This window comes from Streptomyces sp. CCM_MD2014 (assembly GCF_000772045.1).
Lineage (GTDB): Bacteria > Actinomycetota > Actinomycetes > Streptomycetales > Streptomycetaceae > Streptomyces > Streptomyces salinarius.
This window is the reverse complement of sequence record NZ_CP009754.1, coordinates 3773560-3799682: the sequence shown is the minus strand read 5'-3', so window position 1 is coordinate 3799682 and position 26123 is coordinate 3773560. Positions and strand designations below refer to the sequence as shown.

The 26123-nt window shown below is 72.0% G+C and carries 24 protein-coding genes; 16 read left to right on the top strand and 8 right to left on the bottom strand.

Features of this window, described 5'->3' with window-relative positions:
- Nucleotides 1–169 precede the first annotated feature (169 nt).
- Nucleotides 170–1555, top strand: a complete 1386-nt coding sequence (locus NI25_RS16615) for an NAD(P)-binding domain-containing protein (protein ID WP_061443201.1) — start codon at nt 170–172, stop codon at nt 1553–1555.
- Nucleotides 1556–1762: 207 nt separating this feature from the next.
- On the opposite strand, the gene NI25_RS16610 is transcribed toward NI25_RS16615, so the two are convergent.
- A complete protein-coding gene (locus NI25_RS16610) occupies nt 1763–2167 on the bottom strand; it encodes an ATP-binding protein (RefSeq protein ID WP_078884638.1) in 405 nt (134 codons plus the stop codon).
- A gap of 228 nt (nt 2168–2395) precedes the next feature.
- Here NI25_RS16610 and NI25_RS16605 point away from each other — a divergent pair, with 228 nt between their 5' ends.
- The gene (locus tag NI25_RS16605; RefSeq protein ID WP_078884637.1) at nt 2396–2773 is read left to right on the top strand and encodes an STAS domain-containing protein; all 378 of its coding nucleotides are present in this window, start codon (nt 2396–2398) and stop codon (nt 2771–2773) included.
- Nucleotides 2774–3003: 230 nt separating this feature from the next.
- Here the strand turns inward: NI25_RS16605 and NI25_RS16600 are convergent, their stop codons facing one another.
- From NI25_RS16600 to NI25_RS16590, 3 genes are all read right to left on the bottom strand, one after another.
- The gene (locus NI25_RS16600) at nt 3004–3591 is read right to left on the bottom strand and encodes a hemerythrin domain-containing protein (protein WP_061443199.1); all 588 of its coding nucleotides are present in this window, start codon (nt 3589–3591) and stop codon (nt 3004–3006) included.
- Between the two features lie 11 nt (nt 3592–3602).
- The gene (locus NI25_RS16595; protein WP_061443198.1) at nt 3603–4802 is read right to left on the bottom strand and encodes a hypothetical protein; all 1200 of its coding nucleotides are present in this window, start codon (nt 4800–4802) and stop codon (nt 3603–3605) included.
- Between the two features lie 307 nt (nt 4803–5109).
- Nucleotides 5110–5736 (bottom strand): hypothetical protein, encoded by a 627-nt coding sequence (locus NI25_RS16590; protein WP_199560933.1) that lies wholly within the window; start codon nt 5734–5736, stop codon nt 5110–5112.
- 329 nt (nt 5737–6065) lie between these two features.
- On the opposite strand from NI25_RS16590, the gene hemL reads away from it, so the two are divergent.
- The 7 genes from hemL (at nt 6066) to ccsB (ending at nt 14188) form a co-directional block, all read left to right on the top strand.
- Nucleotides 6066–7382, top strand: a complete 1317-nt coding sequence (hemL, locus tag NI25_RS16580; protein WP_061443196.1) for a glutamate-1-semialdehyde 2,1-aminomutase — start codon at nt 6066–6068, stop codon at nt 7380–7382.
- Complete coding sequence (locus NI25_RS16575; protein ID WP_061443195.1) at nt 7379–8077, top strand: histidine phosphatase family protein; 699 nt, start codon at nt 7379–7381, stop codon at nt 8075–8077. Before hemL ends, NI25_RS16575 begins: the two co-directional genes overlap by 4 nt.
- 189 nt (nt 8078–8266) lie before the next feature.
- A complete protein-coding gene (locus tag NI25_RS16570; protein ID WP_061443194.1) occupies nt 8267–9577 on the top strand; it encodes a hypothetical protein in 1311 nt (436 codons plus the stop codon).
- Between the two features lie 66 nt (nt 9578–9643).
- Nucleotides 9644–10345 carry a TlpA family protein disulfide reductase gene (locus tag NI25_RS16565; RefSeq protein WP_061443193.1) on the top strand — a complete coding sequence of 234 codons (702 nt, stop codon included), beginning with the start codon at nt 9644–9646 and terminating at the stop codon, nt 10343–10345.
- Nucleotide 10346: 1 nt separating this feature from the next.
- Nucleotides 10347–11120: a cytochrome c biogenesis CcdA family protein gene (locus tag NI25_RS16560; RefSeq protein ID WP_061443192.1), complete on the top strand. Its 774-nt coding sequence runs from the start codon at nt 10347–10349 to the stop codon at nt 11118–11120.
- A 3-nt stretch (nt 11121–11123) separates the two neighbouring features.
- Nucleotides 11124–12875: a cytochrome c biogenesis protein ResB gene (resB, locus tag NI25_RS16555; protein WP_061443191.1), complete on the top strand. Its 1752-nt coding sequence runs from the start codon at nt 11124–11126 to the stop codon at nt 12873–12875.
- Nucleotides 12876–13063: 188 nt separating this feature from the next.
- Nucleotides 13064–14188, top strand: coding sequence for a c-type cytochrome biogenesis protein CcsB (ccsB, locus tag NI25_RS16550; protein WP_061443190.1), 1125 nt, complete (start codon nt 13064–13066; stop codon nt 14186–14188).
- Here ccsB and NI25_RS16545 read toward each other — a convergent pair.
- Together NI25_RS16545 and NI25_RS16540 are read right to left on the bottom strand one after the other, a co-directional pair.
- Nucleotides 14170–15573 carry a condensation domain-containing protein gene (locus NI25_RS16545; RefSeq protein WP_061443189.1) on the bottom strand — a complete coding sequence of 468 codons (1404 nt, stop codon included), beginning with the start codon at nt 15571–15573 and terminating at the stop codon, nt 14170–14172. The two genes, ccsB and NI25_RS16545, sit on opposite strands and share 19 nt — an antisense overlap.
- Nucleotides 15574–15742: 169 nt before the next feature.
- Complete coding sequence (locus NI25_RS16540) at nt 15743–16495, bottom strand: MerR family transcriptional regulator (protein WP_061443188.1); 753 nt, start codon at nt 16493–16495, stop codon at nt 15743–15745.
- Nucleotides 16496–16709: 214 nt separating this feature from the next.
- Here NI25_RS16540 and NI25_RS39395 point away from each other — a divergent pair, with 214 nt between their 5' ends.
- Nucleotides 16710–16883 (top strand): hypothetical protein, encoded by a 174-nt coding sequence (locus tag NI25_RS39395; protein ID WP_158508445.1) that lies wholly within the window; start codon nt 16710–16712, stop codon nt 16881–16883.
- 60 nt (nt 16884–16943) lie between these two features.
- On the opposite strand, the gene NI25_RS40220 is transcribed toward NI25_RS39395, so the two are convergent.
- Nucleotides 16944–18227 carry a WYL domain-containing protein gene (locus NI25_RS40220; protein ID WP_228952467.1) on the bottom strand — a complete coding sequence of 428 codons (1284 nt, stop codon included), beginning with the start codon at nt 18225–18227 and terminating at the stop codon, nt 16944–16946.
- Between the two features lie 90 nt (nt 18228–18317).
- On the opposite strand from NI25_RS40220, the gene NI25_RS16530 reads away from it, so the two are divergent.
- The 3 genes from NI25_RS16530 to NI25_RS16520 all read left to right on the top strand — a co-directional run bounded on the left by NI25_RS16530 (nt 18318) and on the right by NI25_RS16520 (nt 22595).
- Complete coding sequence (locus NI25_RS16530) at nt 18318–18725, top strand: VOC family protein (RefSeq protein ID WP_061443187.1); 408 nt, start codon at nt 18318–18320, stop codon at nt 18723–18725.
- A gap of 58 nt (nt 18726–18783) precedes the next feature.
- On the top strand, nt 18784–20550 hold the full coding sequence (locus tag NI25_RS16525) for a protein kinase domain-containing protein (RefSeq protein WP_061443186.1): 1767 nt from the start codon (nt 18784–18786) through the stop codon (nt 20548–20550).
- Nucleotides 20551–20669: 119 nt separating this feature from the next.
- Nucleotides 20670–22595, top strand: a complete 1926-nt coding sequence (locus NI25_RS16520; RefSeq protein ID WP_061443185.1) for a serine/threonine protein kinase — start codon at nt 20670–20672, stop codon at nt 22593–22595.
- A gap of 12 nt (nt 22596–22607) precedes the next feature.
- On the opposite strand, the gene NI25_RS16515 is transcribed toward NI25_RS16520, so the two are convergent.
- Nucleotides 22608–22940 carry a PLD nuclease N-terminal domain-containing protein gene (locus NI25_RS16515; protein ID WP_061443184.1) on the bottom strand — a complete coding sequence of 111 codons (333 nt, stop codon included), beginning with the start codon at nt 22938–22940 and terminating at the stop codon, nt 22608–22610.
- An 89-nt stretch (nt 22941–23029) separates the two neighbouring features.
- Between NI25_RS16515 and NI25_RS16510 the strand changes: the two genes are divergently transcribed.
- The 3 genes from NI25_RS16510 to NI25_RS16500 are packed head-to-tail and all read left to right on the top strand — an operon-like array spanning nt 23030 to nt 26095.
- Nucleotides 23030–24487, top strand: a complete 1458-nt coding sequence (locus NI25_RS16510) for a menaquinone biosynthesis decarboxylase (RefSeq protein ID WP_061443183.1) — start codon at nt 23030–23032, stop codon at nt 24485–24487.
- Nucleotides 24484–25389 (top strand): menaquinone biosynthesis prenyltransferase MqnP, encoded by a 906-nt coding sequence (gene mqnP / locus NI25_RS16505; protein ID WP_061443182.1) that lies wholly within the window; start codon nt 24484–24486, stop codon nt 25387–25389. The genes NI25_RS16510 and mqnP overlap by 4 nt, the downstream gene beginning before the upstream one ends.
- A gap of 55 nt (nt 25390–25444) precedes the next feature.
- Nucleotides 25445–26095: a UbiX family flavin prenyltransferase gene (locus tag NI25_RS16500; RefSeq protein ID WP_061443181.1), complete on the top strand. Its 651-nt coding sequence runs from the start codon at nt 25445–25447 to the stop codon at nt 26093–26095.
- The last annotated feature ends 28 nt before the right edge of the window (nt 26096–26123 follow it).

Here is a 26123-nt window from a genome sequence, read left to right as displayed (position 1 = left end):
CGGTATCGACAGACATCGAAGCAAGAGGTCGTCGCCGGCGTCCGCTTCTGCGACGGCTGCGCTCGGGCCGGCGAGAGCCACGCGGCCGCCCAACGGCGGCAGCGCACCCGGTCGACAGCTTCCGCCCACGCCCGCTGACCCCCTTCGCCCCTGGAGGAGACCGAGCATCATGAGCACCCAGCAGCTCCCCGTCGTCGTCATCGGGGCCGGCCCCGTCGGGCTCGCCGCCGCCGCTCACCTCGTCGAGCGAGGCATCGAGCCCCTCGTCCTGGAAGCGGGCGCCCGGGCCGGCGCGGCCGTGCGTGAGTGGAGCCACGTGCGCCTGTTCTCCACCTGGGGCGAGGTCGTCGACCCGGTCGCCGAGAAGCTCCTCGCCCCCACCGGCTGGGCGCGCCCCGACCCGGCGGCGTATCCCTCCGGCGGAGAGTGGGCCGAGCGGTACCTGCGGCCGCTCGCGGACGCCCTCGGCGACAGGGTCCGCACCGGTGCCGCGGTCACCGGTGTCTCTCGCGCCGGCCGCGACCGGATCGTCGACGCCGACCGGGAGCGGCAGCCGTTCGTCGTGCACGTCGAGTACACCGACGGCCGCGAGGAGCGCATCCTCGCCCGCGCCGTGATCGACGCCTCCGGCACCTGGACCACACCCGCTCCGGCCGGCGGCAGCGGCCTGCCCGCGCTCGGCGAGAAGGCGGCGGCCGACCGGATCACCTACCGCGTACCGGACCTGAAGAACCCGGCCGTCCGCGCCCGTTACGCGGGTAAGCGCACGGCCGTCGTCGGCTCGGGCGCCTCCGCCTTCACCGCGCTCGCGTACCTCGCCGAGCTGGCGGAGTCCGCCGACGGCGCGGGGACGAAGGGCGTGTGGATCCTGCGCCGGGGCATCTCCGGGTCCACCTTCGGCGGCGGCACCGCCGATCAGCTGCCCGCCCGCGGCGCCCTCGGCCTCGCCGCGAAGGCCGCCGTCGACGAGGGGTACGCGGACGCGGTCACCGGCTTCCGCACCGAAGCCTTCGAACGCGACGCCGACGGCCGCCTCGTCCTGGTGGGTGAGGACGGCCGCCGTCTCGACCCGGTGGACGAGGTCATCGTGCTGACCGGCTTCCGCCCCGACCTGTCCTTCCTGAACGAGCTGCGCCTGGGCCTGGACGAACGCCTCCAGGCCCCGCTCGCCCTGGCCCCGCTGATCGACCCCAACCAGCACTCCTGCGGCACCGTCTACCCGCACGGCCACCGCGAGCTGTCCCACCCCGAACAGGGCGTCCACCTGGTCGGCATGAAGTCCTACGGCCGCGCCCCCACCTTCCTGGCCATGACCGGCTACGAGCAGGTCCGCTCCGTCGCCGCCGCGATCGCCGGCGACCTCGACTCCGCGGACCGGGTCGAACTCACCCTCCCCGAGACCGGAGTGTGCGGTGGCGCGGGCCTCTTCGACACCCCGGACACCCGGCAGGCCGACGGCGGCGGATGCTGCGCCGCCCCGGAACCGCAGCTCGTGCAGCTCGACGCACCCACGGCGGCAGGCACGGCTGCCGAGGCCCCGGATCAGCCCCAGTGACGGTTTCAGGTCCTACGGGAGATCTCCCAGCACGCCGACATCGGGCTCTCCGTCGTGGCTGAGTATCTCCTCGAACACGCGCAGGGTGCGGCTTTGCCCGCCGTTCCGCTCCAAGAGCCGCACGCGGTCCTGGCCCGTCACGCCGGCCCACGCGCCCGTCCCCGAGCGCAGGCGGCCGGCTGCGTCCCGTGCGAGGGGCGGTGTGTGTCAGGCGGCGGCGCTTCCCAGGCCGGGTGCGTCCAGGAGGGCTACGCCGACGCTGATGCGTTTGCCGACCGGCTCGCGCCGCGCCTCGAAACTCTGGGCGACGGCCATGACGATTTCCAGCCCGTGCTGTCCCACCCGGCCGGCGTCCGCGGCGCGGGCCACCGGCAGTACCGGATCGGAGTCCCACACCGAGATCTCCACCGTCTTCCCCGTGATGCGCAGGGCCATCAGTATCGGGCCCGGTGCGTATTTGCGGGCGTTGGTCACGAGTTCGCTGACCACCAACTGCGTCAGGTCTATGGCCCGTCGCGACACCGGCAGATCGTGCTCGGCCCGTGCCTGGACGAGGAAGGCCGCGGCCTTGTGACGGGCTTGGGCGATGCACGGTCCGTCGCCGGCCAGCATCACGGTGGTGTGTGCCGCTCGGCCGTCCCGTGTCGTCCCGCCTTCCTCCGCCGAGTGCGGTCCTGCCGCCTCTTCCCTCATTCGCTCCCCCGTTCACAGTGCTCGCCCCATACCCCGGTCGCCGCAGGCCATGCCTTCCGAGGTCTGTCGTCTTCGCCACGTCGCAAAGCGGCCTCGGTCGTGCCGGGTGGCCCTTGGGCAGGGACTCGGTGTGCCAGGATCACAGGCATGACGGAGGGGAAGAAGACGGGCATCGAACGCGCCGACCAGACCGGCCGGTTGTCGGTTGTGGCCACGGCCACCGAAGGCATCCGTGTGGTGGCGCCGGCCGGGGAGATCGATCACGACTCCGGCGACGCCCTCCGCCGGGCGTTGGACGCCCGTGACGATCCCCGTCCCCGGATCGTGGTCGACATGCGCCAGGTCACCTTCATGGACTCCAGCGGCATCAACATCTTCATCGCCGCTCACCGTGCGGTCAGTGAGGCCGGCGGCTGGTTGCGTCTGGCCGCACCCGGCGAGACGGTGCGGCGCACGCTGAGCCTCGTCGGTGTCGACGCCGTGATCGATTGCCGCGACACGCTCCGCCAGGCGCTCGGCGACTGACACCGTCGGGCCGGAGCGCCCCACGTTCGACTCAGGGGTGCACCTCCGTCGCGGTGGCAAGGTGACGGGCACGCCGGGAGCACCGCAACGGTGCCGTCCGACGGAGCGTCAGAGAGCTGTCTGACCAGGGGTCTCGTCCCTCTTCGGACGATCCCCCCTGCCGGTGCGGTCCGCGGACCGAGCGTCCCGGGCCTGTGGGCCTCCCGGCCCGGGACGCGGCTGCTTCGGACCTACTTGCCCATGGCTTTGCGGACGGTGTCCTTGGTGCGGTCCATCAGGGCGGCGACCGGTCCGAGGGCCATGTTCTTCGCCCCGGACTCGACGCCCGGGTGGGGGCGGGTGGGTGCCATGGCCTCGGCGGCCTTGATGGCCTTGGCCATCGAGGCGAGGTTGGTGACGTCGGTGCTGCGGCGGATGTGGGTGAACTCGTAGCGTTCCTCGGCCCGCGCGTGGGCCTGGACGTCCTTGCGCAGCTTGAGCAGCCGCGGCATGAACTTCGGGTCGTCGGTGTCCAGTTCGTCGAGGGCGGCCAGCGTCTCCTTGGCCGCCTTCTCCTCGGCGAGACGGTCCTTCACCACCTGCTCGCCGCCGGGGAAGCCCTTGCGGGCGAAGGGGTGGACGACCTCCTCCTCGGCGGTCTCGTGCACCGCGAGCAGGCGCACCAGGCGGCGGAAGGCGTCCCGGCGCTCCTCGCCCGTGGCCGCCTCGACCTCGTCGAAGAGGTTGCGGATGTCACCGTGCTGGCGCATCAGCAGGGAGACGACGTCGTCGTCCTCGGCCATGTCGTCCCCGGCGTGCGGGGTGTGCAGTCCGGACATCTCGGCCTCCCCTACTTCTCGCGCTGCGTCGGGTCGGGGTGCTCGCCCTCGGACTGGACGCGGTACTCGCGGCCGAACATCTCGTCGTGCTCGGTCATGACCCGGTCGCTGGGAGGCGCCTCGCCACCGTGGATCTGCTCCTGCATCTGCTCGAACCGCTCGTGCGCCTCCCGCACATAGCCGGCGCCGAGCGTCGTGAGGTCCATCTGCGTGTCCAGCAGCTCGCGCAGGTAGCCCTTGTTCGGCTCGAAGGTGAGCACGTTGGGCAGCTCGGGAGCCAGCACCGAGGCGGGGTCGCGGCCGTCGTGGCGGCGCATCAGGTCGCAGGCGGCGTGCAGGTGCTCCAGCTCCATGTTCAGGTGCAGCTCCCAGATCGCCTTGACCCTGGGATCGCTCTCCTGCTCCATGAAGGAGTAGTACAGGTAGCACTCGTTGTACTCGTGGTTGACGAGCTGCTCCCACCACGTCTCACCCGGGTCCACCAGGGACTCGTAGTGCGTGACGTGCTCCTCCTCGATCAGCCCGATCTCCTGGTAGAGCTGACGCGCGATCGGCTCCATGTAGGTCGGGCCGGTGTTCATGTAGAAGTTCATGGTCTGCTGCTCCGCCGACATGATCGTCAGCGCGTGCAGCTTCGACAGCGGGTTCGCCTGGTCCTTGGCGTACGGGTCGCGGACGTTGTCGTAGGCGTCCCGGTGGTGGTACCGCGTGGGCCGGCCGGGCATGACCTCGGTCAGGCCGTCCACGATCGACTCCGCCTTGCGGTGCTCGATCATCTCGTACAGGTTCGCGTACCGGTACAGGTGGTCGAAGTCCTCCAGCACACCGAACTGGTACGCCTGCTTCAGGTACGGGTCCGGCTCCATCCGCGCCACCCACGCCGTCAGGTCCACCGCCACCTGCTCGTACGCGATCGTCGTCTCCAGCACGGAGGAAACGCCCGGGAGCAGCCAGTTCACGACCTTCTGCTGCTGCGCCTCGATGTAGCGCACCCGTGCCAGCTGCCGCTTGATCTCGGGATCGACCGTGTGGCGGGCGAGCTGGTGGCTGAACATGATCGCCTCCACCTCGATCCCGTTCATCGTGATGATCCGGCACCGGGTGTACGGGTCACAGTGGTCCGGGTCGATCGGAGCCACGTTCAGCTCACGCCAGTTGCGTACCTGGCGGTCCAACGGGATACCCCGTTGTTCCAGCGGATTGAACGTCATGGGGCGTGCCTCCTGGGGCCGAGGGGGGACTCGCGCCGCCGGGGTACCCCGTTCTCGGGCGACGAGCGCAGACGTGGCTCCCAGTCTGTTCAGCATCGGTGCTTTCCAGCCACCGCTCACGCCCGCACGCCGCACGGTTCCCTCTGGTGGGTCAACCGAGCGAGCGGACCGGCCGCCGGCCGGGGCACAGCTCCGCCCCCGGCGAAACCGCTGTGCCGTCCATGTGCCCTGGCCGCCTGACGGCCCCTCCCCGGCAAGCAGAAGGGCGAGACCCGAAGGCCCCGCCCGACCGCTACAAAACCCCGGATCAGGGCCACACCAGGCAGTACGGCTGATGCCCCGCCTCGTGCAGCCGGTGGCTGAAGTCCTGCCACTCGTGCAGCAACTGGTACACGTTGAACGCGTCCCGCGGCCCGCCCCGGTCGGGGACCGTCGACCATATGAAGGCCGCGGCGCCGACCGCCTCCTCGCCGATGCCGCGCAGCGGGTCGACGACGGTCATCGGGAGCTTCACGACCGCGTAGTCGGGGTGCAGGACGACCAGTTCCAGCGGGGGCACCTTGTGCAGGGGGACGCCCTCGATGCCGGTGAGGACCATGGCGGCCATGGTCTCCGGCTTGATCTTGGTGAACATGCCGTTCATGCCGAGCTCGTCGCCGCCCAGTTCCTCGGGGCGCATCGAGATCGGGACGCGGGCCGCGGTCGCGCCGTCGGGCGCGCCGAAGTACTTGTAGGTCACCCCCACCCGACCACCATTCCTGCTCCCCGCCCCCAGCCGGTCGGCCCGCCCGGAGAGCCGGTCGGGCTCGCCGGGAGTGCCGTGTGCCTGACGTGCTTCGGACGCTTCCTCCGCCTCGCGTCGGTGCCTTCCCCGCCGGGCACGTCGAGGACCCAGGTCGTCGGTCCCCTCGCCCAGTCCGCCACCGCGATGCATATCTCCACCCGACTGCTTTTCTAGGACGCGTGGCCCCCGCCGCGCAACCCGATCATCGTGTCAGTGACCTCCCCCACGGCCGCTCGCCGAAACGTGCGGTGAAACATATGTACGTCATATGTCGGCCGTGCGTTCGCGGGGCGGCCGACAGCCGCGCCCGTGCCGCCCCGGTGAGCTGCGTGGATGGGCTCCAGTCTGGCAGACGGCACGGCATTCGGGGCGGTTGTCTACCCTTGTCGAAGTCACCCTGGGCAACCAGCGGCCGAGCGGGACCCGCGCAGGGTCCGATACGTCGGAGAAGGTCGAGAAGGTCGGAGAAGTCGCAGGTCATGAGCGAACTGGCATATCCATACGAAGCACCGGCCTCGCAGGCTCTGTTCGACCGCGCGGCGGCCGTCACGCCCGGCGGCGTGAACTCCCCGGTGCGCGCCTTCCGCGCCGTCGGCGGCACGCCCCGGTTCATGGTGTCCGGCAGCGGGCCGTATCTGACGGACGCGGACGGCCGTGAGTACGTCGACCTCGTGTGCTCCTGGGGGCCGATGATCCTCGGGCACGCGCACCCCGAGGTGATCGCCGCCGTGCAGGAGGCGGTCGCGCGCGGGACCTCGTTCGGCACGCCGGCCGAGGGCGAGGTCGCGCTCGCCGAGGCGATGGTGGAGCGGGTGGCGCCGCTGGAGGAGGTGCGGCTCGTGTCGAGCGGGACCGAGGCCACCATGTCGGCCATCCGGCTCGCCCGCGGGTTCACGCAGCGCACCAAGGTGATCAAGTTCGCCGGGTGCTACCACGGCCACGTCGACTCGCTGCTCGCCGCGGCCGGTTCCGGCGTCGCCACCTTCGCACTGCCCGACACCCCCGGTGTCACCGGCGCCCAGGCGAGCGACACGATCGTGCTGCCGTACAACGACCTGGAGGCCGTGTACGCCGCCTTCGCCGCCCACCCCGGCGAGATCGCCTGCGTGATCACGGAGGCGTCGCCCGGCAACATGGGCGTCGTGCCGCCGCTGCCCGGGTTCAACCAGGGACTCAAGGACGCCTGCGCCGCGAACGGCGCGCTGTTCGTGTCCGACGAGGTCATGACCGGGTTCCGGACCAGCCGCGCCGGGTGGTTCGGGGTCGAGGGGGTCGTGCCCGACCTCATGACCTTCGGGAAGGTGATGGGGGGCGGGTTCCCCGCCGCCGCGTTCGGAGGACGGGCGGACGTCATGGCGCACCTGGCGCCGGCCGGGCCCGTCTACCAGGCCGGCACCCTCTCCGGGAACCCGGTCGCCACCGCCGCCGGGCTCGCCCAGCTGAGGCTCCTCGACGACGCCGCGTACGAGAAGGTCGACGCGGTGTCCGCGCGGATCCAGTCGCTCGTGACCGAGGCGCTGGCCAAGGAGGGCGTCGCGCACACGCTGCAGACCGCCTCCAACATGTTCTCCGTGTTCTTCACCGACCGGCCGGTGCGCAACTACGAGGACGCCAAGGCGCAGGAGTCCTTCCGGTTCACCGCCTTCTTCCACTCCCTCCTCTCCAACGGCGTCTATCTGCCGCCGTCCTCCTTCGAGTCCTGGTTCGTCTCCACCGCCCACGACGAGCGGGCCGTCCAGCGCATCGCCGACGCCCTCCCGGCGGCGGCCCGCGCGGCCGCGGAGGCGACGGCATGAGCAACGGGAACCACGAGAACGGCGAAGAGCTGACCGTCGTCCACGTCATGCGGCACGGCGAGGTCGAGAACCCCACCGGTGTCCTGTACGGGCGGCTGCCCGGCTACCACCTCTCCGAGCTGGGCCGGCGCATGGCGGAGCGGGTCGCCGAGCACCTCGCGCCCCGCGACGTGACGTACGTCGTCGCCTCCCCGCTGGAGCGGGCGCAGGAGACCGCGACGCCGATCGCCAAGACGCACGGGCTCGACCTCGACACCGACGCGCGCCTCATCGAGGCCGAGAACGTCTTCCAGGGCAAGACCTTCGGCATCGGCGACGGAGCGCTGCGCCGGCCGGCCAACTGGAAGCACGTGGTCAACCCGTTCAAGCCGTCCTGGGGCGAGCCGTACGTCGACCAGGTGGTGCGGATGAAGGGCGCGATCGACGCCGCCCGGGACCGGGCACGCGGGCACGAGGCCGTGGTCGTCAGCCACCAGCTGCCGATCTGGATCCTTCGGTCGTACGTCGAGCGGCGGCGGCTGTGGCACGACCCGCGCAAGCGGCAGTGCACGCTGGCGTCCCTGACGACGTTCACGTACCGGGGCGACCGGATCGTCTCCGTCGGCTACACCGAGCCGGCCCGCGACCTCGTCCCGGCCCACCTGCTCGCGGGCGCCAAGCCCGTGAAGGGGCAGGGGAAGGCCTACGGGGCCTGACGGTCGCCCCGGTCCCGGGCACCCGCCGGTTCGGTCTCCGGTCCGGTCCCGGGGCTCCAGCCGGTTCGCCGCCGCGGAACCGTTTCTGTGGGGTCGCTGTTACCCAACCCGCACATATTTCCGGAACCCGCACGTTCGTCGCGTCCTCTCACCCAGTGACCACCCAAGGACGCGACGAACGAGGTTGCGATGCGCACTACCAACCGCACTCTCACCCGCAGGGGGATACTCGGACTCGGCGCGGGGGCCGCGGCGGCGGTCGGGCTCTCGGCCTGCGGCACCGGCTCCCACCCCTCGACGGACGGCTCGCACCAGGCCGGTGGCTCCGGGGACGCCGGGAAGCCGTCGCCCTCCGGCAGCGGCAAGGCCCCGGCGAAGCCCATCGGCGACGGCTCCACGTCGTACACCGGCAAGCAGCCGCACCAGCCCGGCGCACCCGTGCCGCTGGAACCCGGCCAGACGCCGCCGCAGTTCGTCGTCTTCTCCTGGGACGGGGCAGGCGAGGTCGGCAACGGGCTCTTCCCGCGTTTCCTGGACCTCGCCCGGGAACACGGCGCGCACATGACCTTCTTCCTCTCGGGCCTGTACCTGCTGCCCGAGTCGAAGAAGCGCCTCTACGACCCGCCGAACAACCCGCGCGGCGCCTCCGACATCGGATACCTCACCGACGAGCACATCAAGGCGACGCTGAAGAACGTCCGCCGGGCCTGGCTGGACGGGCACGAGATCGGCACCCACTTCAACGGCCACTTCTGCGGGGGCGGCGGCAGCGTCGGCAACTGGACGCCCGCGCAGTGGCGCAGCGAGATCGACCAGGCGAAATCCTTCGTCAAGGAGTGGAAGACCAACAGCGGCTGGACCGACCTGCCCGCCCTGCCGTTCGACTACGACAAGGAACTCGTCGGCGGCCGCACGCCCTGTCTGCTCGGCCAGGACAACCTGCTGCCCACCGCCCGCGAGCTGGGCTGGCGCTACGACGCCTCCTCGCCCGGCGGCCGCCAGGTGTGGCCGGTGAAGAAGGACGGGATCTGGGACCTGCCGTTGCAGCAGATACCGTTCCCCGGCCACTCCTTCGAGGTCCTCTCGATGGACTACAACATCCTCGCCAACCAGTCGGTGAACTCGACCAAGGCCCCGGCGTACAACTACCCGGGCTGGCGCGAACAGGCCACCAAGGCGTACATATCCGGCTTCAAGCGGGCGTACGAGACGAACCGGGCACCCTTCTTCATCGGCAACCACTTCGAGGAGTGGAACGGCGGCATCTACATGGACGCCGTCGAGAACGCCCTCAAGCACATCGCGCGGGAGAAGGAGAAGGGCGGGGACATCCGGCTCGTCTCCTTCCGGCAGTTCACGGACTGGCTGGACGTGCAGAAGCCCGAGGTGCTCGCCAAGCTCCGTACGGTCGAGGTGGGGCAGCGGCCCGCCGGGGGCTGGAACGCCTTCCTCAAGGACACGTCCTCCGCGGGCTCCACACCCTCCGGGAACGCCGCCTGAGATGCGGGTTTCCGCCCGTGAGGGGGGTGCGAAAGATCCCCGGAACGGACATGCGAAACTTTTCACATGAGTGCCGCCAGCCGCGCCCCCCTGCGCTCGAACCGCACGAACCGCACCGCCGGCCGCGCGTCCGGCCGTGTCCGGGCCCGCGTCCGCAGCCGGGCCGCCCTCGCCGTCGGCGCAGCCGCCGCGGCGCTCCTCGTGTCCGCGTGCAGCTCCGGCGGCACCTCGGGCGGCGGCGGCCAGACGGGCTTCATCACCGGCTCCGACGGCATCGCGACCGCGAAGGAGGGCGAGCGCGCCGACGCCCCCGAGCTGTCCGGCGAGACCGTCGACGGGGGACAGCTCGACGTCGCCGACTACGAGGGCAAGGTCGTCGTCCTCAACGTCTGGGGCTCCTGGTGCCCGCCCTGTCGCGCCGAGGCCAAGAACTTCGAGAAGGTCTACCAGGACGTCAAGGACCAGGGCGTCCAGTTCGTCGGCATCAACACCCGAGACACCTCCACCGGCCCGGCCCGCGCCTTCGAGAAGGACTACGGGGTCACCTACCCGAGCCTCTACGACCCGAGCGGCAAGCTCCTGCTCCGCTTCGAGAAGGGCACCCTCAACCCGCAGGCCGTCCCCTCCACGCTCATCATCGACCGGGAGGGCAAGGTCGCCGCGCGCACCCTCCAGGCACTCAGCGAGGAGAAGCTGCGCAAAATGCTCGACCCGTACCTCGGCGACGAGTCCGACGGGTCCGCCGACTCCGCCAAGCCGGAGAAGTGACGTGTCCGCAGCGATCACCCTCGCCGAGACGGCGGGCTACAACAGCACGGTGTTCAGCGGCGCCCTGCTGGTGGCCCTCCCCATCGCCGTGCTCGGCGGTCTCGTCTCCTTCTTCTCCCCCTGCGTCCTGCCCCTCGTCCCCGGCTACCTCTCCTACGTGACCGGGGTCACCGGAACCGACCTCGGCGAGGCCCGGCGCGGCCGCATGGTCGCCGGAGCCTCCCTCTTCGTCCTCGGCTTCACCGCGGTCTTCGTCTCCAGCGGCGCGCTGTTCGGCTACTTCGGCCAGACGCTCCAGGAGAACCGGAGCGTGCTGACCGACATCCTGGGCGCGTTCATGATCCTCATGGGCGTGTTCTTCATGGGCCTGATGCCCTGGCTCACCCAGCGCGAGTTCCGCTTCCACAAGAAGCCGGTGAACGGCCTGGTCGGCGCCCCGATACTCGGCGCCCTGTTCGGCATCGGCTGGACGCCCTGCATCGGCCCGACCCTCGCCTCCGTGCTGGCACTCTCCGCCGACCAGGGCACCGCCGGCCGCGGCGCCGTACTGACCGTCGCCTACTGCCTCGGTCTCGGCGTCCCCTTCGTCCTCGCCGCGGTCGCCTTCCGCAAGGCGCTCGGCGCCTTCGGCTGGGTCAAGCGGCACTATGTCTGGGTGATGCGCGTCGGCGGCGTCATGATGATCGCGACCGGCCTCCTGCTGCTGACCGGCGTGTGGGACACCCTCGTGCAGGACATGCAGACCTGGTCCAACGGCTTCACTGTGGGGATCTGACCGATGAGCACCACTTCGAAAACCACCCCCGGTACCGACCCCGGCAAGCAGCCGAAGGCCGAAGGCGGCGACCAGGATCTCGGCGCCGCCGGCTCCCAGCTCTCCACCGCCCCCGCCGAGGAGGCCCCGAACCTCCCCTCGCTCGGCGTGATCGGCTGGGCCCGCTGGTTCTGGCGCCAGCTCACCTCGATGCGCGTCGCGCTGATCCTGCTCCTGCTGGTGTCGCTGGGTGCCATCCCGGGGTCGCTGATCCCGCAGGACGGTATCGACGCCGTGAAGGTCGAGGAGTTCCGCCAGAACCACGACATCCTGGCGCCGGTCTACGACAAGCTCGGCCTCTTCCACGTCTACAGCTCGGTGTGGTTCTCCGCGATCTACATCCTGCTGTTCGTCTCCCTCATCGGGTGCATCGTCCCGCGCACCTGGCAGTTCGTCGGCCAGCTCCGCGGCCGCCCGCCCCGCGCCCCCCGCCGCCTGGACCGGCTGCCCGCCTACACCACCTGGCGCACCGCGGCCGAGCCCGAGGAGGTCCGCGAGGCCGCGCTGAAGCTGCTGAAGAAGCGCCGCTTCCGCGCGGACGCCGCCGGTGACGCGGTCGCCGCCGAGAAGGGCTACCTGCGGGAGGTCGGCAACCTCGCCTTCCACATCGCGCTGATCGTGCTGCTGGTCGCCTTCGCGTGGGGCCAGCTGTTCAAGTACGAGGGCAACAAGCTGATCCTGGAGGGCGACGGCTTCGCCAACACCCTCACCCAGTACGACGACTTCAAGTCCGGCAACCTCTTCGACCCGGACCACGACCTGGCCCCCTTCAGCTTCACCCTGAAGGACTTCCACGGCACCTACGAGGCGACCGGCCCCAACCGCGGAACCCCGCGCGTCTACGAGGCCAAGGTCACCTACAGCGAGGGTGCCGACGGCGCCGAGAAGCCGAAGACCATCGAGGTCAACAAGCCGCTGAACATCGACGGCTCCAAGGTGTACCTCGTCAGCCACGGCTACGCGCCCATCCTCACCGTCAAGGACGCCAAGGGCGACGTGGTGATGGACAAGCAGGCGGTGGCCCTGCTGCCGCTGGACGGCAACGTCACCTCCTCCGGCGCCGTCAAGGTCATGGACGGCTACCGCAACGCCAAGGGCGAGAAGGAACAGCTCGGCTTCAACGCCTTCTTCCTGCCGACCTACGGCGGCGAGGGCAGCGGCATGCGCTCCACCTTCCCGGCGCTGATCAACCCGATGCTCGCCCTCTCCGCCTACCACGGCGACCTCGGCGTGGACGCGGGCATCCCGCAGAGCATCTACCAGCTCGACAAGACCAACCTGAAGGAGTTCAAGGACTCCGACGGCGAGCTGTTCAAGAAGCAGCTCAAGGTCGGCGAGACCATGACCCTCCCGAACGGCGCCGGCTCGGTCACCTTCGACGGCGTCCAGGAGTGGGCCGGCTTCCAGGTCACGCAGCAGCCCGGCAGCGGCTGGGCGCTCGGCGGCGCGATCGTCGCCATCTTGGGCCTGGCCGGCTCGCTGTTCATCCAGCGCCGCCGCGTCTGGGTGCGGGCGGTGCGCGGTGCCGACGGCGTGACCGTCGTGGAGATGGCCGGCCTCGGCCGCAGCGAGTCCGCGAAGGTCCCCGAGGAGCTCGGCGACCTCGCCGGGGTCCTGTACGACCAGGCACCCGGCGCGTCCGGCCCCGGGACAGCCCCGGAGCCGGACGATGCGTCCGGCTCCGACTCCGCGTCTGAAGGGGCTGAGAAGAATTGAATCCTCTCCCCCGCGGAACAAGGGAGATTCCCGGCTCTCGCCGCCCAGCGGGCCAGCGGCCCTCAAGGTCTTCCACGATCAACGCCGGCCGGGTTGAAACCAGCCCGGTAACACGCACGCCATCCTGCTGCAGACTCCACCGCCCGACCACCTGGTGCCGGGACGTTCACCCGAAGGAGTGCTGAGAAGTGACTCTCGCCGCCGCAACCAACGAGCATCTCGCGAACGTCAGCAACACGCTGATCTACTCCGCGATGGCCGTCTACACCCTGGCCTTCTTCGCGCACATCGCCGAGTGGCTCTTCGGTAGCCGCAGCAAGGTCGGCCGCACCGCCGCCGCGCTCACCGCCACGAGCCAGGCCAAGGCGGGCGCCGCCAAGACCGGCCCGGCCGTGACCGTGAAGAAGGCCGGCGGCACCGCCGTACTGGAGCGCCCCGAGGTCGTCGTACGCGCCGCCTCCGGCACCCGCGACGTGCCCGACGGGCCGGGCGCGCACGGCGGCACCGAGAAGGGCGACCTCTACGGGCGGATCGCCGTCTCGCTCACCGTGCTCGCCTTCGCCATCGAGGCCGGCGGCGTCCTCACCCGCGCGCTGTCCGTGAAGCGGGCGCCGTGGGGCAACATGTACGAGTTCAACATCACCTTCACGACGGTCGCCGTCGGCGTGTACCTCGTGCTGCTCCTGCTGAAGAAGAACGTCCGCTGGCTCGGCCTGCCGCTGGCCACCACGGTCCTGCTCGACCTCGGCCTCGCCGTCACGGTCCTGTACACGGCGAGCGACCAGCTGGTCCCCGCCCTCCACTCGTACTGGCTCTACATCCACGTCTCGACCGCCATCCTCTGCGGCGCGGTCTTCTACGTCGGCGCGGTCGGCACGATCCTGTACCTCTTCAAGGACAACTTCGAGAGCAAGCTGGCCTCCGGCGGCACCCCCGGCCGCTTCGCCAGCTCCGTCCTGGACCGGCTGCCCGCCGCCGCCTCCCTCGACAAGTTCGCCTACCGCGTCAACGCCGCCGTCTTCCCGCTGTGGACGTTCACGATCATCGCGGGCGCCATCTGGGCGGGCGACGCCTGGGGCCGGTACTGGGGCTGGGACCCCAAGGAGACCTGGTCCTTCATCACCTGGGTCGCCTACGCCTGCTACCTGCACGCCCGCGCCACCGCCGGCTGGAAGGGCCGCAAGGCCGCCTACCTGGCCCTGGTCGCCTTCGCCTGCTGGATCTTCAACTACTACGGCGTCAACATCTTCGTCTCCGGCAAGCACTCCTACGCCGACGTCGGTCTCGGTGCCCTTCAGTCGGTGGGCTTCTGACCGACCGAGGTGACGACGTCCCGCAGCCGCTCGACGTACAGCCGCAGGTTCTTGTGGGCGACGTCGGTGTCCGGGTAGCGGCTGGCGAACCACAGGCCCTCCGGGAGCCGGGTGACCCAGGCGCACACCTGGTCGCCGTAGGAGACCCGGAGCAGCGCGTACGCCGTCCGGTCCGGCCAGCTGTCGGCGCCGGGGACGCCGCGGGCGTCGACGTACGACACGATCGAGTACAGGTCGGGTGAGGTCGGCCGGAAGTCCGTGCCGAGCAGGCGCAGCACCCGGTCGATCGGCATCCGGGACATCCGCCGGTTGGCCTGGAGTTCGGCGCGGACCGTGCGCAGGGCGGCGGGGAAGTCGCGGGCCCGGTCCACCGGGACCTCGATCGGCGCGCCGCCCACGTACCAGCCGACGGACTCCGTCCACTGGGACCGCGACCGGGTGTGGAAGGGCACGACGGTGCGGTAGACGGGCTCGCCGCCGATCTCGTGGACGATCAGCGCGGTCGCGGCCAGCACGCCGACGAGGCTGCCGCCGTAGGGACGGCAGTACGCCTCGAACGCGGCGGCGTCGGCCGCGTCCACCAACGGCTCGCGCAGCATCCGCTGTTCGGGCAGCGCCCCGCCGGGCGTGAGGCCCAGGTCGACGGGGAAGGACGGCAGCCGCCCGTCGCAGCGCCGGATGAACTCCCGCCAGCGGGCGACGATGTCGTGGTCGCCGTCGATCCGGTCCGCGTCCGCCCGCTCCGCCTCGCAGAAGTCGACGTAGGAGCCGACCCGGGGCTGCGGCACGGTCCGCCCCGCCAGACCGGCGGTGTACAGCTCGCCGACCTCGGCGGGGATGCGGTAGATGGAGTAGGCGTCGACGTTGCTGTGGTCGAAGGCCATGTAGACGCTGACGCCGTCGTCGCGGACGACCGCCGTGTAGATGAGGTTGGGCCAGCGCAGCGCGTCGGCGACCCGGTCGAAGCGGTCCTGGAGGTGCCGGGCCAGTACCTCCGCGTCGGGGAAGTCGCCGACGTCCTCGCGGTGCAGGGCCACGGCGTCCGCGTCGAGCGTGAACCGGCGCATCGCGTCACCGCTCCCGCCGCTCCACCGGAATCCGCTGCGCAGCGTCTCGTGCCGCAGGGTCCAGGCGCGCAACGCCTCCTGGAGCACGTCGAGGTCGACCGGGCCGGGGAGGTCGAAGGCCGCGCCGAGCCAGGTCGGCACGAACAGGCCGTCCTCGCGCACCGACCGTGCCGTGCGGATGTGCGACTCCTGGATGTACGCGGGCGGTCGCGTGTCCTCGGGCAACGCCGCCGCGATGTCGAGCGTGCCGGGGCTGAGCGTCCACTCGACGAGGCGCCCGGGACGGATCTCGCAGCGCTGGATGTCGGTCATTCGCACGAGGGGTCTCCGTTCGCAGATGTACAGACCCGACCAAGGGAATGCCGTCTCCGCGACCACGCACCGGGTGTGTCGACACTGTTCAACGGAACGGATGGCCTCTCGAACGCCGATCCGGCCCCGGGGCGGGGCCCCTTCACGCTTCCCCCGTGCCTTCTCTGTGCGGCCTTCACCCCTGCTCCAGGTAGGCGTCGAGGGCGGCCGCGCCCGCCAGCATCGCCCGGGTCCGTGCGGTGAGCGCGTGCCCGCGGGTCTCGATCGCCGCCCGCAGCGCCTCGCTGCTCCCCTCGCGCCGCAGGTCGTCGAGGACGGGCCGGATCCGGTCGAAGAGGTGGTGACTGCGGCGCAGGGTGCGCACCACGCGCGCGTCCCGCACGTCGGCGGGCCCGTACACGCGGTACCCGGTGCCGCGTTCCCGTCCGGGCACGAGCAGCCCCGCCGCCTCCCACACCCGCAGCGCCGACGTCCGTACACCGATCAGCGCGGCCACCTCACCGATGCGCAGCCCGTGCGGTTCGGGCGCCCCGTGCCGTCCGTACTGCCCGTCGCCGGAACGAGCCGGTTGCGCGGACGCCTCCCGGCCGGCCAGGGCCTCCAGTGCCTCGCTCGCCGTCCGCAGCGCGTCCCGCTCCTCGTGCAGCGCGGCATGCGCGGCGTCCACCAGCGCGAGTGCCCCGGCCACGTCCCCGTCGTGCACGGCCCGCATGATCCGCGTGGCCGTCACCGCGCCGTACCCGGGCTGCAGCGCCCGGTACGTCAGCAGCGCGTCCCGGTGCCGCTCGCCGAACATCCGGTAGCCGGCCTCGGTCCGTGCTGCCGGGGGCAGCACACCGGCGTCCTCGTAGTTGCGGACCTGCTGCGTCGACAGCCCGACGGCGCGGGCCAGATCGACGGTGCGCAGCCGCCGCTCGCCGTTCTTCACCGTGCGCAGCCTAGGCGGGGACCGGCGAGCCCATCATGCTGAACCGCATCCTGACGGACGAGCCCGACCTCCAGCCCCTCAGGGACCTGGACGGCGAACTCGCCGACGTCGTCGCGTCCTGGACAAGGACCACGAGGGACGGCCGACCGCGGTCGAGCTGCTCGCCACCGCCGAGCGGCACGGACCGTACGAGCCGCCGCCGTGGCCGAGGGCCGTGGCCGAGTCCCTGGCCGAACGAGCCGCGTTCGTCACGGAGTGGATCCCCGGCTCCGGATCCACCCTGAAGAGCGTCTTCAACCACGGCTGTCTCGCCCCGGGCTTCGGCGGCGAGACGTCCTCGCAACACTGCCGACCGGGAACGGCCGCCCAGCGCTGGACGCGGATCTAGGGGGCGTCCCCCGCTCGGCGGGCACCTTCCCGTCGGGCGGGGGACGTGCGGGAGGTTCCGTCACGCCTGGCGCGACCGGGGCGGTCCTTCCCCGGCCGGCCGGTGCCGCGCCGCGTCCCTGAGCCGGTCCGCGAGGTCCGCGACGAGAGCGCGCAGCTCGTCCGGCCGCTCCACGACGAACGGGCGGTCCAGCGAGGCGAGCAGCCCTGGCAGCCAGTCGAGCCGCTCGGCCCGAATCTCGACCTGGCACCAGGGCTCCGCGCCGCCGCCGGACCCGGGAGCGGTCTCGGTCCCGGCCCGGGGAGCGGCACCGGTATCGGGCTTGGGCTCGGGGCAGTCGGCGTCCCAGGATGCGGGGAAGCCACCGCCCCCGGACTCGGGTGAGCCGTCGTCCCCGGGCTCGGGGGAGGCCTCGGCTCCGGGCTCCGGTGAGCCGCCGTACCGGGACCCGGGTGAATCACCGCCCCCGCACCCGGGTGAGTCATTCCCCCGGGACCCGGGGGAACCACCGCCCCCGGACCCCGGCGGGGCCTCGCCCCCGCCCGTCTCCGCGGTGACGGTCGCCACGCTCGCCGGCAGCAGGCCGCGGACCTCCTCGGCCGTCCCCCGCACCCGTACCGTCACCTCGTGCCGGTAGGGCGCGGTGGCCAGTGCCGTCAGCACCCGCTCCGCCGGGTCCGGGCCGGGCGGCGGTTCGAAGGTGCCCGGCAGCACCCTCGCGCCGGCGATGCGGTCGAGGCGGAACGTCCGGTCTGCGGCGACCGAGAGGTCCCGGCCCGTCACGTACCACCGGCCCCCGTGCGCGACGAGCCCGTACGGGTACAGGGTCCGTTCGCCGCCCCGGCCGCTGCCGCCGGTGTACCGCACCGACACCGGCCGGTGATGCCGTACGGCGTCGGCGATCGGGAGCAGCACGGCGGCCCGAGGGGCGGCCGACTCGGCCGGCGCGGTCGTGAAGGTGACGGAGTCGAGCACCGCGTCCAGACGCCGGCGGAGCCGGTCCGGCAGCACCCGGCGGACCTTCGCCGCCGCCGTCTCGCCCGCCGTACCCGCCGCCGCCGTGATCCCGGTCCGCCGGCCGGCGACCAGGCCCAGCAGGACGGCCAGCGCCTCGTCGTCGGTCAGCATCAGCGGGGGCATGCGGTGGCCGGGGGCGAGCCGGTAGCCGCCGTAGCGGCCGCGCACCGACTCCACGGGGACGTCGAGGTCAACGAGGTGGTCGACGTACCGGCGCACCGTGCGCTCGCCGACGCCGAGCCGGTCGGCGAGTTCGGCCACGGTCCGCACGCCGCCCGCCTGGAGCAGTTCGAGCAGGGTGAGCACTCGGGACACGGGACGGGACATGCCCCAAGTCTGCCGCCGATACCGGCCGGAAAGTGACCGGTATCCCTCCTAGCGTGTGAAGGACAGCACCGGCCGAACTGGAGTGAACCCATGAATCTCGTATCGATCCGCGTCATCACGGACGACGTCGCCCGCCTGGTCGGCTTCTACGAACGCGCCACCGGCCTGCGCGCGGCCTGGGCCACCGAGGACTTCGCGGAACTGCGCAGTCCCTCGGGCACCCTCGCGATCGGCAGCACCCGCACCGTGCCGCTCTTCGCCCCCGGCTCCGCCCGCCCCGCCGACAACCGCAGCGTGATCGTCGAGTTCCTGGTGGACGACGTGGACGCCGTGCACCGCAACCTCACCGGATGGGTCACGGACTTCGTCAAGGAGCCCACGACCATGCCCTGGGGCAACCGGGCGCTCCTCGTGCGCGACCCCGACGGCAACCTGGTCAACTTCTTCACGCCGGTCACCCCGGCCGCCGTCGAGAAGTTCGCCGACGCCGCCCGCTGACCACCCCCCTATGCTGGATCCGCCCGCAGGGGCGAGAACCGCATGCCGGGAGGGATCTGTGTCAGCGCTGGAGCCGGACGACCCGCGCTCCGTCGGGGAGTACCGGCTGCTGGGCCGGCTGGGCGTGGGCGGCATGGGCCGGGTCTTCCTCGGCCGGTCCCCGGGCGGACGGCTCGTCGCGGTCAAGGTGGTGCACGCCGAGCTGCTGCGCAGACCGGAGTTCCGCGACCGCTTCCGGCGCGAGGTCCGGGCGGCCCGTGCGGTCAGTGGCGCCTTCACCGCCCCGGTCGTCGACGCCGACCCGGACGCGCCCCTGCCCTGGCTGGTCACCAGCTACATCGCCGGGCCGTCGCTGGAGCAGGCGGTGGCCGAGCGGGGGCCGTTCGAACCGCAGGCGGTGCTCACGCTGGCCGCCGGGCTCGCCGAGGCGCTGGTGTCGATCCACGCCGCGCACCTCGTTCACCGCGACCTCAAGCCGTCCAACGTGCTGCTCGCCGAGGACGGACCGCGCGTCATCGACTTCGGCATCGTCCGCAGCGTCGACGCCGACTCCCTCACCGGCACCGGGCACATGGCGGGCTCCCCGGGCTTCATGTCCCCGGAGCAGGTCAACGGGGACGAGGTCACCTGGGCCAGCGACGTGTTCTGCCTGGGTGCGGTACTGGCCTTCGCGGCGACCGGCGCCAATCCCTTCGGCGCCGGACCGACGCCCGCGCTGCTCTACCGCGTCGTGCACAACGCCCCCGACGTGGACGCAGTCACCGATCCGGCGCTGCGCTCCCTGATCGCCGACTGCCTCGCCAAGGACCCGGCCCGCCGTCCCGCCCCGCGCGAGATCCTCGCCCGCATCGGACCGCTGGGCGGCGAGAGCGCGACGGCCCTGCCGCACGCCCAGCAGTGGACTCCGGCCGTCCGCCCGACCCGCGCGGACGCCGTGCCCACCCAGGTCGTCCCGCCGCCCGCCGCGCCCGCGGCCCCTCCGCGGACCCGGGTCGAGCCCGCACGCCCGCCGGTGCCCGCAGCGCCGGAGGCACGCCCGACTTCGGCCGGGACCGACGGCCGCCGCAGCCGGCGGGCCTTCCTGCTCTCCGGCGCGGGCGCGCTCGCCGCCCTCGGTGCCGGAACCGGGTTCTGGCTCAACCGCCCGGCCGGCCCGGACACGTCGGACGACTCCGCGCCCGAGCCCTCACCCTCCTCCGCGACCCCGCCGCCCTTGGTACCGGCCGGGCTGTGGCACCTCGACGAGGCCTCCGGCCGGATCGCGCGGGACGCCGCGGGCGGCCACGACGGCACCGCGACCGGCGTCGCCTGGCAGGACGCCGGGGGAGGCGCCCTCTTCGACGGCACCGGCAGCCAGATCGTGACCGACGGCCCGGTGCTGCAGACCGGCGCGGGCCACAGCTTCACCGTCGCCGCCTGGGTCCGCCTCTCCCGGGTACCGGACCTCTTCGCCACCGCCGTCAGCCAGGACAGCGGCGACGCCAGCGGCTTCTACCTCCAGTACTCCAGCGAGGACCACGGCTGGGCCTTCGCCCGCCCCGGCCTGCGCGCCGTCGGCCGCAGCGCACCCGCCGCGCACGTCTGGACCCACCTGACCGGCGTCTGCGACGGCCCGGCCCGCAAGCTGCGCCTGTACGTCGACGGCGTCCAGGAAGCCGTCGTCGAGGACACCGCCCCCGCCCCCGCCACCGGCGCCTTCATCATCGGCCGGGCCTCCTTCGCCGGAGAGCCCCGCGACTTCTTCCCCGGCGCCATCCGCGACGTACGGGCCTTCGACCGGGCGCTTGCTCCGGCGCGGATCGCGAGGCTCGTGCGACCCGACTGACGCGGAGTCATCCGTGTTCCTCGGTACGGCAGTTGGGGCGTCCGTGCTAAAGATGTAGCTTCCGAGGAGTGGCCGCGACTCCCGCACGGAGCGCGCGGCGCCGGCGAACGGGGAGAGAGTTGAACGGGGAAGCCGGATCGGGCCTCACGGGCAGTGGCGCCGAGCCGTTGGAGGACGACGACCCGCGCCGGATCGGACCGATCCCGCTGCTGGGCCGGCTCGGGGCCGGCGGCATGGGCCGCGTCTATCTCGGCGTCCACGAGGGCCGGTACGCGGCCGTCAAACAGGTGCTGCCGTCGGTCGCCGGAGAGGACGAGGAGTTCCTGCGCCGCTTCGGACACGAACTGGACAACCTCGCCCGGCTGCCCGACGAGGCCACCGCGCCGCTGCTCGCGGGGGACCGGGACGCCCGGCCGCCGTGGTTCGCCACCGCGTACGTCCCCGGCATCACCCTGCGCGAGGCCGTCGACCTGCACGGCCCCCTGCCCGCCGAGGCCCTGTGGCTCATCCTGCGGGAGGCCGCCACCGGACTCGCGGCCGTGCACGCGCTGGACATGGTGCACCGGGACCTGAAGCCGTCGAACGTCATGCTGACCCTCGACGGACTCACCCTCATCGACTTCGGCGTCGCCCGGGCCGCCGACCAGAGCCAGTTGACCCGGACCGGCATGGTGGTGGGCACGCCCGCCTACATGTCGCCCGAACAGGCCTCCGGCAAGCGGGCGTCCAGCGGCGTCGTCGACGTCTTCGCGCTGGGCTCGGTGCTCGCGTACGCGGCGTCGGGCCGTCCGCCCTTCGGCGACGAGTCCGGACACGCCGTGCTGTACCGCATCGTCCACGAGGAGCCCGATCTCGGGCCGCTCGGGGACCTGGACCCCGAACTCGCCGACGTCGTCGCATCCTGCCTGGACAAGAACCACGAGGGCCGTCCCACGGCCGCCGAACTCGTCGAACGCGCCGCCGCGCACGGCCCGTCGGCCGCCACGCCGTGGCCGCAGGACATCACCGAGCGGCTGACCGAGCGGGCCGCCTTCGCCGCCCGGGCCCCGGAGCACGTGCCCCCGCCCGAGCCCGACGAGGCGGGCGGGCAGGGCCGGGCGGGCGGGCCGGACGAGGCCGAAAAGGCGGCGCCCGCAGCCCCGTCCGTCCCCGTGGTCACCGGCGGACGGCCGGAGAAGCGTGAACGGCGGGCGCGTACGAAGGTGCTGGCGTTCGTGATCCCCGTCGTCGTGACCGGGGCGACGCTCGGATTCACGCTGCTGCCGTACGTGATGGACGACGCGGACCGGGACGGGAACGCGGCCGGGCCGCCCGCGGCCGGCCGGACGGCCGCCCCGGCCCCCACCGGCTCCGCCACCGGCACGGGCAGTCCGAGCGCCTCGGCCTCCCGCGGCGACGACGGGAAGAAGGACGGTCGGGACAAGGACGGGGACGAGGGCAGGGGCAAGGACTCGGAGAGCGGGAAGGACGGCGACGGCGGTGCGTCCGGCGGAGGCGGCAGCGGGGACGCGGCCGCCGCCGCGCAGGGCGCGTCCGGCGGCGACTCCGGCCCGGGGGGATCCGCCGGCGCGGGCGGGGCGTCCGACGCGGGCGGATCGTCCGGCTCGGACACGTCCGCCGGTTCCGGAAGCGGGCCGGGGGAGAGCGGGTCCGGCGGTGACGGACCGGACGGCGGCGGGGCCGCGTCGGGCAGCTTCATGCTGAAGAACGGATCGAGCGGGAAGTGCATGTACGTCGGCACCCCCGTCGACGACGGCGACTGCGCGGGCGACGTCGCCGTCTTCCGCTTCCAGGACACCTCGGGCGGGGCCTTCCGGATCCTCAACGTGGGCACGGCCCAGTGCATCCACTCCAGGTCCGCGAACGCCTGGCTCGTCAAGGACGCCTGCGGCTCGTTCGGCGGAGAGTGGAAGCAGGGGGCCAACGGCTCGCTCAGGAACCTCAACACCGGTGGCTGCCTCGACCTCAACCGCCGGGCGTCCAGGATCGGTCTGACCACCACGACCTGCACCGGCTCCGCCTCCCAGCGCTGGACCAGGGTCTGACGGAGCGGAGCGTCAGGGCTCGTCCCGCCTGCCGCCGCTGCGGTCCTCGTCGTCCTTGTCCTTCTCACCGTCCTTGCCCAGGGACTTCAGGAAGTCGGGGTTGTCGTCCGGCGCCACCCACTGCCGCCGCCCGCCGCCGCCCTGCCAGGGCGAGGAGCCGGCGGGCTGCCGCTTCTTGCCGGCGATGATCCACGAGATCGATCCGACCAGCGGGAAGAGCAGGACGAGGATCGCCCACAGCGGCTTGGGCATGTGGCGGATGTCGGCGTCCTTCGTGCTGATGCAGTCGATGAACGCGTAGACGCTCAGGGCCAGGGGGACGAGGAACATCAGCACCCGGAGCATGGGGCCTCTCCAGCGGGAAGCTAGGGGTGGGGACGCGTCATGGCCCCCAGGTACAGGGCCAGGGTAGCCGCTCGGGGATACTGGACGGCATGGCTTACGACGATCTTCGCTCCCTGCTCAGGGCGCTGGAGCGCGAGGGCGACCTCAAGCGCATCAAGGCCGAGGTGGACCCGTACCTGGAGGTCGGGGAGATCGTCGACCGGGTGAACAAGGCAGGCGGTCCGGCGTTGCTCTTCGAGAACGTGAAGGGCTCCGACATGCCCCTCGCGATGAACGTCTTCGGCACCGACCGCCGCCTGCTCAAGGCGCTCGGCCTCAAGTCGTACTCCGAGATCTCGGACAAGATCGGCGGGCTGCTCAAGCCCGAGCTGCCCCAGGGCTTCGTCGGCATGCGCGAGGCCTTCGGGAAGCTCGGCACGATGACGCACGTGCCGCCGAAGAAGGTGAAGCCGGGCACCGCGCCCGTCCAGGAGGTCGTCCTGCACGGGGACGACGTGGACCTCGACCGCCTCCCCGCGCTCTTCACCTGGCCGGACGACGGCGGCTCCTTCTTCAACCTGGGCCTGACCCACACCAAGGACCCCGAGACGGGCATCCGCAACCTCGGCCTGTACCGGCTCCAGCGCCACGACAGGCGCACCATCGGCATGCACTGGCAGATCCACAAGGACAGCCGCAACCACTACCAGGTCGCCGCCCGCCGCGGTGAGCGCCTGCCCGTCGCGATCGCCTTCGGCTGCCCGCCCGCCGTCACCTACGCCTCCACGGCCCCGCTCCCCGGCGACATCGACGAGTACCTATTCGCCGGGTTCCTGCAGGGCAAGCGGATGGAGATGGTCGACTGCAAGACGGTCCCGCTCCAGGTCCCCGCGCACGCGGAGGTGGTCCTGGAAGGCTGGCTCGAGCCCGGCGAAATGCTCCCCGAGGGCCCCTTCGGCGACCACACCGGCTTCTACACCCCGCAGGAGCCCTTCCCCGCCCTGAAGATCGACTGCGTGACGATGCGCAGGCGTCCGCTGCTCCAGTCGATCGTGGTCGGGCGGCCCCCGACGGAGGACGGGCCACTGGGGAGGGCGACCGAACGTTTCTTCCTCCCGCTCCTCAAGATCATCGTCCCGGACATCGTGGACTACCACCTACCCGAGGCCGGCGGCTTCCACAACTGCGCGATCGTCTCGATCGACAAGAAGTACCCGAAGCACGCCCAGAAGGTCATGCACGCCATCTGGGGCGCGCACATGATGTCCCTGACCAAGCTGATCGTGGTCGTCGACGCCGACTGCGACGTCCACGACCTGCACGAGGTCGCCTGGCGGGCGCTCGGCAACACCGACTACGGCCGGGACCTCACCGTCGTCGAGGGCCCGGTCGACCACCTCGACCACGCCTCCTACCAGCAGTTCTGGGGCGGCAAGGCGGGCATCGACGCGACGAAGAAGCTGCCCGAGGAGGGGTACACGCGCGACGGGGGCTGGCCGGACATGGTGCTGTCCGACCCGGATACGGCGGCGAAGGTCGACCGCCGCTGGAAGGAGTACGGACTGTGACGTCGGCTTCCGCCGCGCTACCGCAGCAGCCGGGGCGCACCAAGGCGTTCCTGCGCCTGGTGATGATCGAGCACTCGGTCTTCGCGCTGCCCTTCGCCTACATCGCCGCGCTGACCGCGATGTACGAGTGGGACGAGAACATCCACTGGGGCCGGCTGCTCCTGGTCACCGTCGCCATGGTCGGCCTGCGCACCTTCGCCATGGCGGTCAACCGGATCATCGACCGCGAGATCGACGCCCGGAACCCGCGCACCGCCCACCGCGAGCTGGTCACCGGCGCCATGTCGGTCAGGCACGCCTGGACCGGCGCGCTGATCGCCCTCGTCGTCTTCCTGGGCGCGGCGGCCCTGCTCAACCCCCTCTGCCTGGCCCTCGCCCCGGTGGCCGTCGTGCCGATGGTGGTCTACCCGTACGGCAAGCGGTTCACGAACTTCCCCCAGGCCATCCTCGGTCTCGCGCAGGCCATGGGCCCGATCGGCGGCTGGCTCGCGATCACCGGCGAGTGGTCCTGGGAGGCCGTGATCCTGGGTCTCGCGGTCGGCATCTGGATCGGCGGCTTCGACCTGATCTACGCCTGCCAGGACGTCGAGACCGACCGGCAGGTCGGCGTCAAGTCCGTCCCGGCCCGCTTCGGCGTCCCCGCCGCCATCTGGGGCGCCCGCGCCTGCCACACGGTCACCACCGCCCTGTTCGTCTGGTACGCCCTCGCCACCGACGCCGGCGCGTTCTTCTGGCTCGGCCTGGTCATCGTCGCGGGCGCGTTCCTCTACGAGCACACCATCGTCCGCCCCACCGACCTGACCCGCCTCAACAGGGCGTTCTTCAGCGTCAACGGCTTCATCGGCATCGCGCTGTTCGTGTGCGCGCTGCTGGATCTGCTCGTAAGGGGCCTCACGGTCTGAAAACCCTGAGCCTGCGACTAGGCTCGGCATCATGAAGCCAGGACAGACGCAGCGCGTGCCTTGGATCGTGGGGGTGTCCGGGGCGTCCGGCACCCCGTACGCCGCCGCCGTGCTGCGTGCGCTGCTCGCCGCCGGCGAGAGTGTCGACCTGGTGGTCAGCCGGGCCTCGCGGCTCACCCTGCTCGACGAGACCGGCATCTCCTTCCGCGACGCCCACTGGCAGCAGGACCTGCGCGAGTGGCTGGCCCGCGGAGCCGACGGCAAGCCGGACACGTTCGACGTGGACGTCTCCGGCGTACGGCACTGGAGCGCGGGCGACCTCGCGGCCGGGCCGTCCTCGGGGTCGTACCCGACGAAGGGCATGCTGATCGTGCCCGCCTCGACGGCCTGCGTCGCGGGCGTCGCGCTCGGGCTGTCCAAGGACCTGCTCCAGCGCACCGCGAGCGTGACGCTCAAGGAACGCCGCAGGCTCGTCGTGGCCGTACGGGAGACCCCGTTGGACGGCCGGACGCTGCGGCACCTGGTGACCCTGGACGACGCCGGCGCGAGCGTGGTGCCGGCCTCCCCGGCCTTCTACGCGGGGGCGACGCACATCCAGGACCTGGTGGACTTCGTCGCCGGACGCGTCCTCGACGCGGCGGGCGTCGGACACGACCTCTACCGCCGCTGGCGCGGCGACCTCGGCGGGGCCCGCCCCACCACCTGAGCACCACCTCCCCCCACACGTTTGTTAC

Bases quoted from the DNA above. Each gene is read 5' to 3' on its own strand.
- NI25_RS40220 (WP_228952467.1), bottom strand. From the start codon at position 18,227: ATGTCCCGTCCCGTGTCCCGAGTGCTCACCCTGCTCGAACTGCTCCAG.
- NI25_RS16600 (WP_061443199.1), bottom strand. From the start codon at position 3,591: ATGTCCGGACTGCACACCCCGCACGCCGGGGACGACATGGCCGAGGAC.
- NI25_RS16565 (WP_061443193.1), top strand. From the start codon at position 9,644: ATGAGTGCCGCCAGCCGCGCCCCCCTGCGCTCGAACCGCACGAACCGC.
- NI25_RS16570 (WP_061443194.1), top strand. From the start codon at position 8,267: ATGCGCACTACCAACCGCACTCTCACCCGCAGGGGGATACTCGGACTC.
- hemL (WP_061443196.1), top strand. From the start codon at position 6,066: ATGAGCGAACTGGCATATCCATACGAAGCACCGGCCTCGCAGGCTCTG.
- NI25_RS16595 (WP_061443198.1), bottom strand. From the start codon at position 4,802: ATGACGTTCAATCCGCTGGAACAACGGGGTATCCCGTTGGACCGCCAG.
- NI25_RS16530 (WP_061443187.1), top strand. From the start codon at position 18,318: ATGAATCTCGTATCGATCCGCGTCATCACGGACGACGTCGCCCGCCTG.
- resB (WP_061443191.1), top strand. From the start codon at position 11,124: ATGAGCACCACTTCGAAAACCACCCCCGGTACCGACCCCGGCAAGCAG.
- NI25_RS16605 (WP_078884637.1), top strand. From the start codon at position 2,396: ATGACGGAGGGGAAGAAGACGGGCATCGAACGCGCCGACCAGACCGGC.
- NI25_RS16510 (WP_061443183.1), top strand. From the start codon at position 23,030: ATGGCTTACGACGATCTTCGCTCCCTGCTCAGGGCGCTGGAGCGCGAG.
- NI25_RS16515 (WP_061443184.1), bottom strand. From the start codon at position 22,940: ATGCTCCGGGTGCTGATGTTCCTCGTCCCCCTGGCCCTGAGCGTCTAC.
- NI25_RS16590 (WP_199560933.1), bottom strand. From the start codon at position 5,736: ATGCATCGCGGTGGCGGACTGGGCGAGGGGACCGACGACCTGGGTCCT.
- NI25_RS16610 (WP_078884638.1), bottom strand. From the start codon at position 2,167: ATGCTGGCCGGCGACGGACCGTGCATCGCCCAAGCCCGTCACAAGGCC.
- NI25_RS16575 (WP_061443195.1), top strand. From the start codon at position 7,379: ATGAGCAACGGGAACCACGAGAACGGCGAAGAGCTGACCGTCGTCCAC.
- NI25_RS16615 (WP_061443201.1), top strand. From the start codon at position 170: ATGAGCACCCAGCAGCTCCCCGTCGTCGTCATCGGGGCCGGCCCCGTC.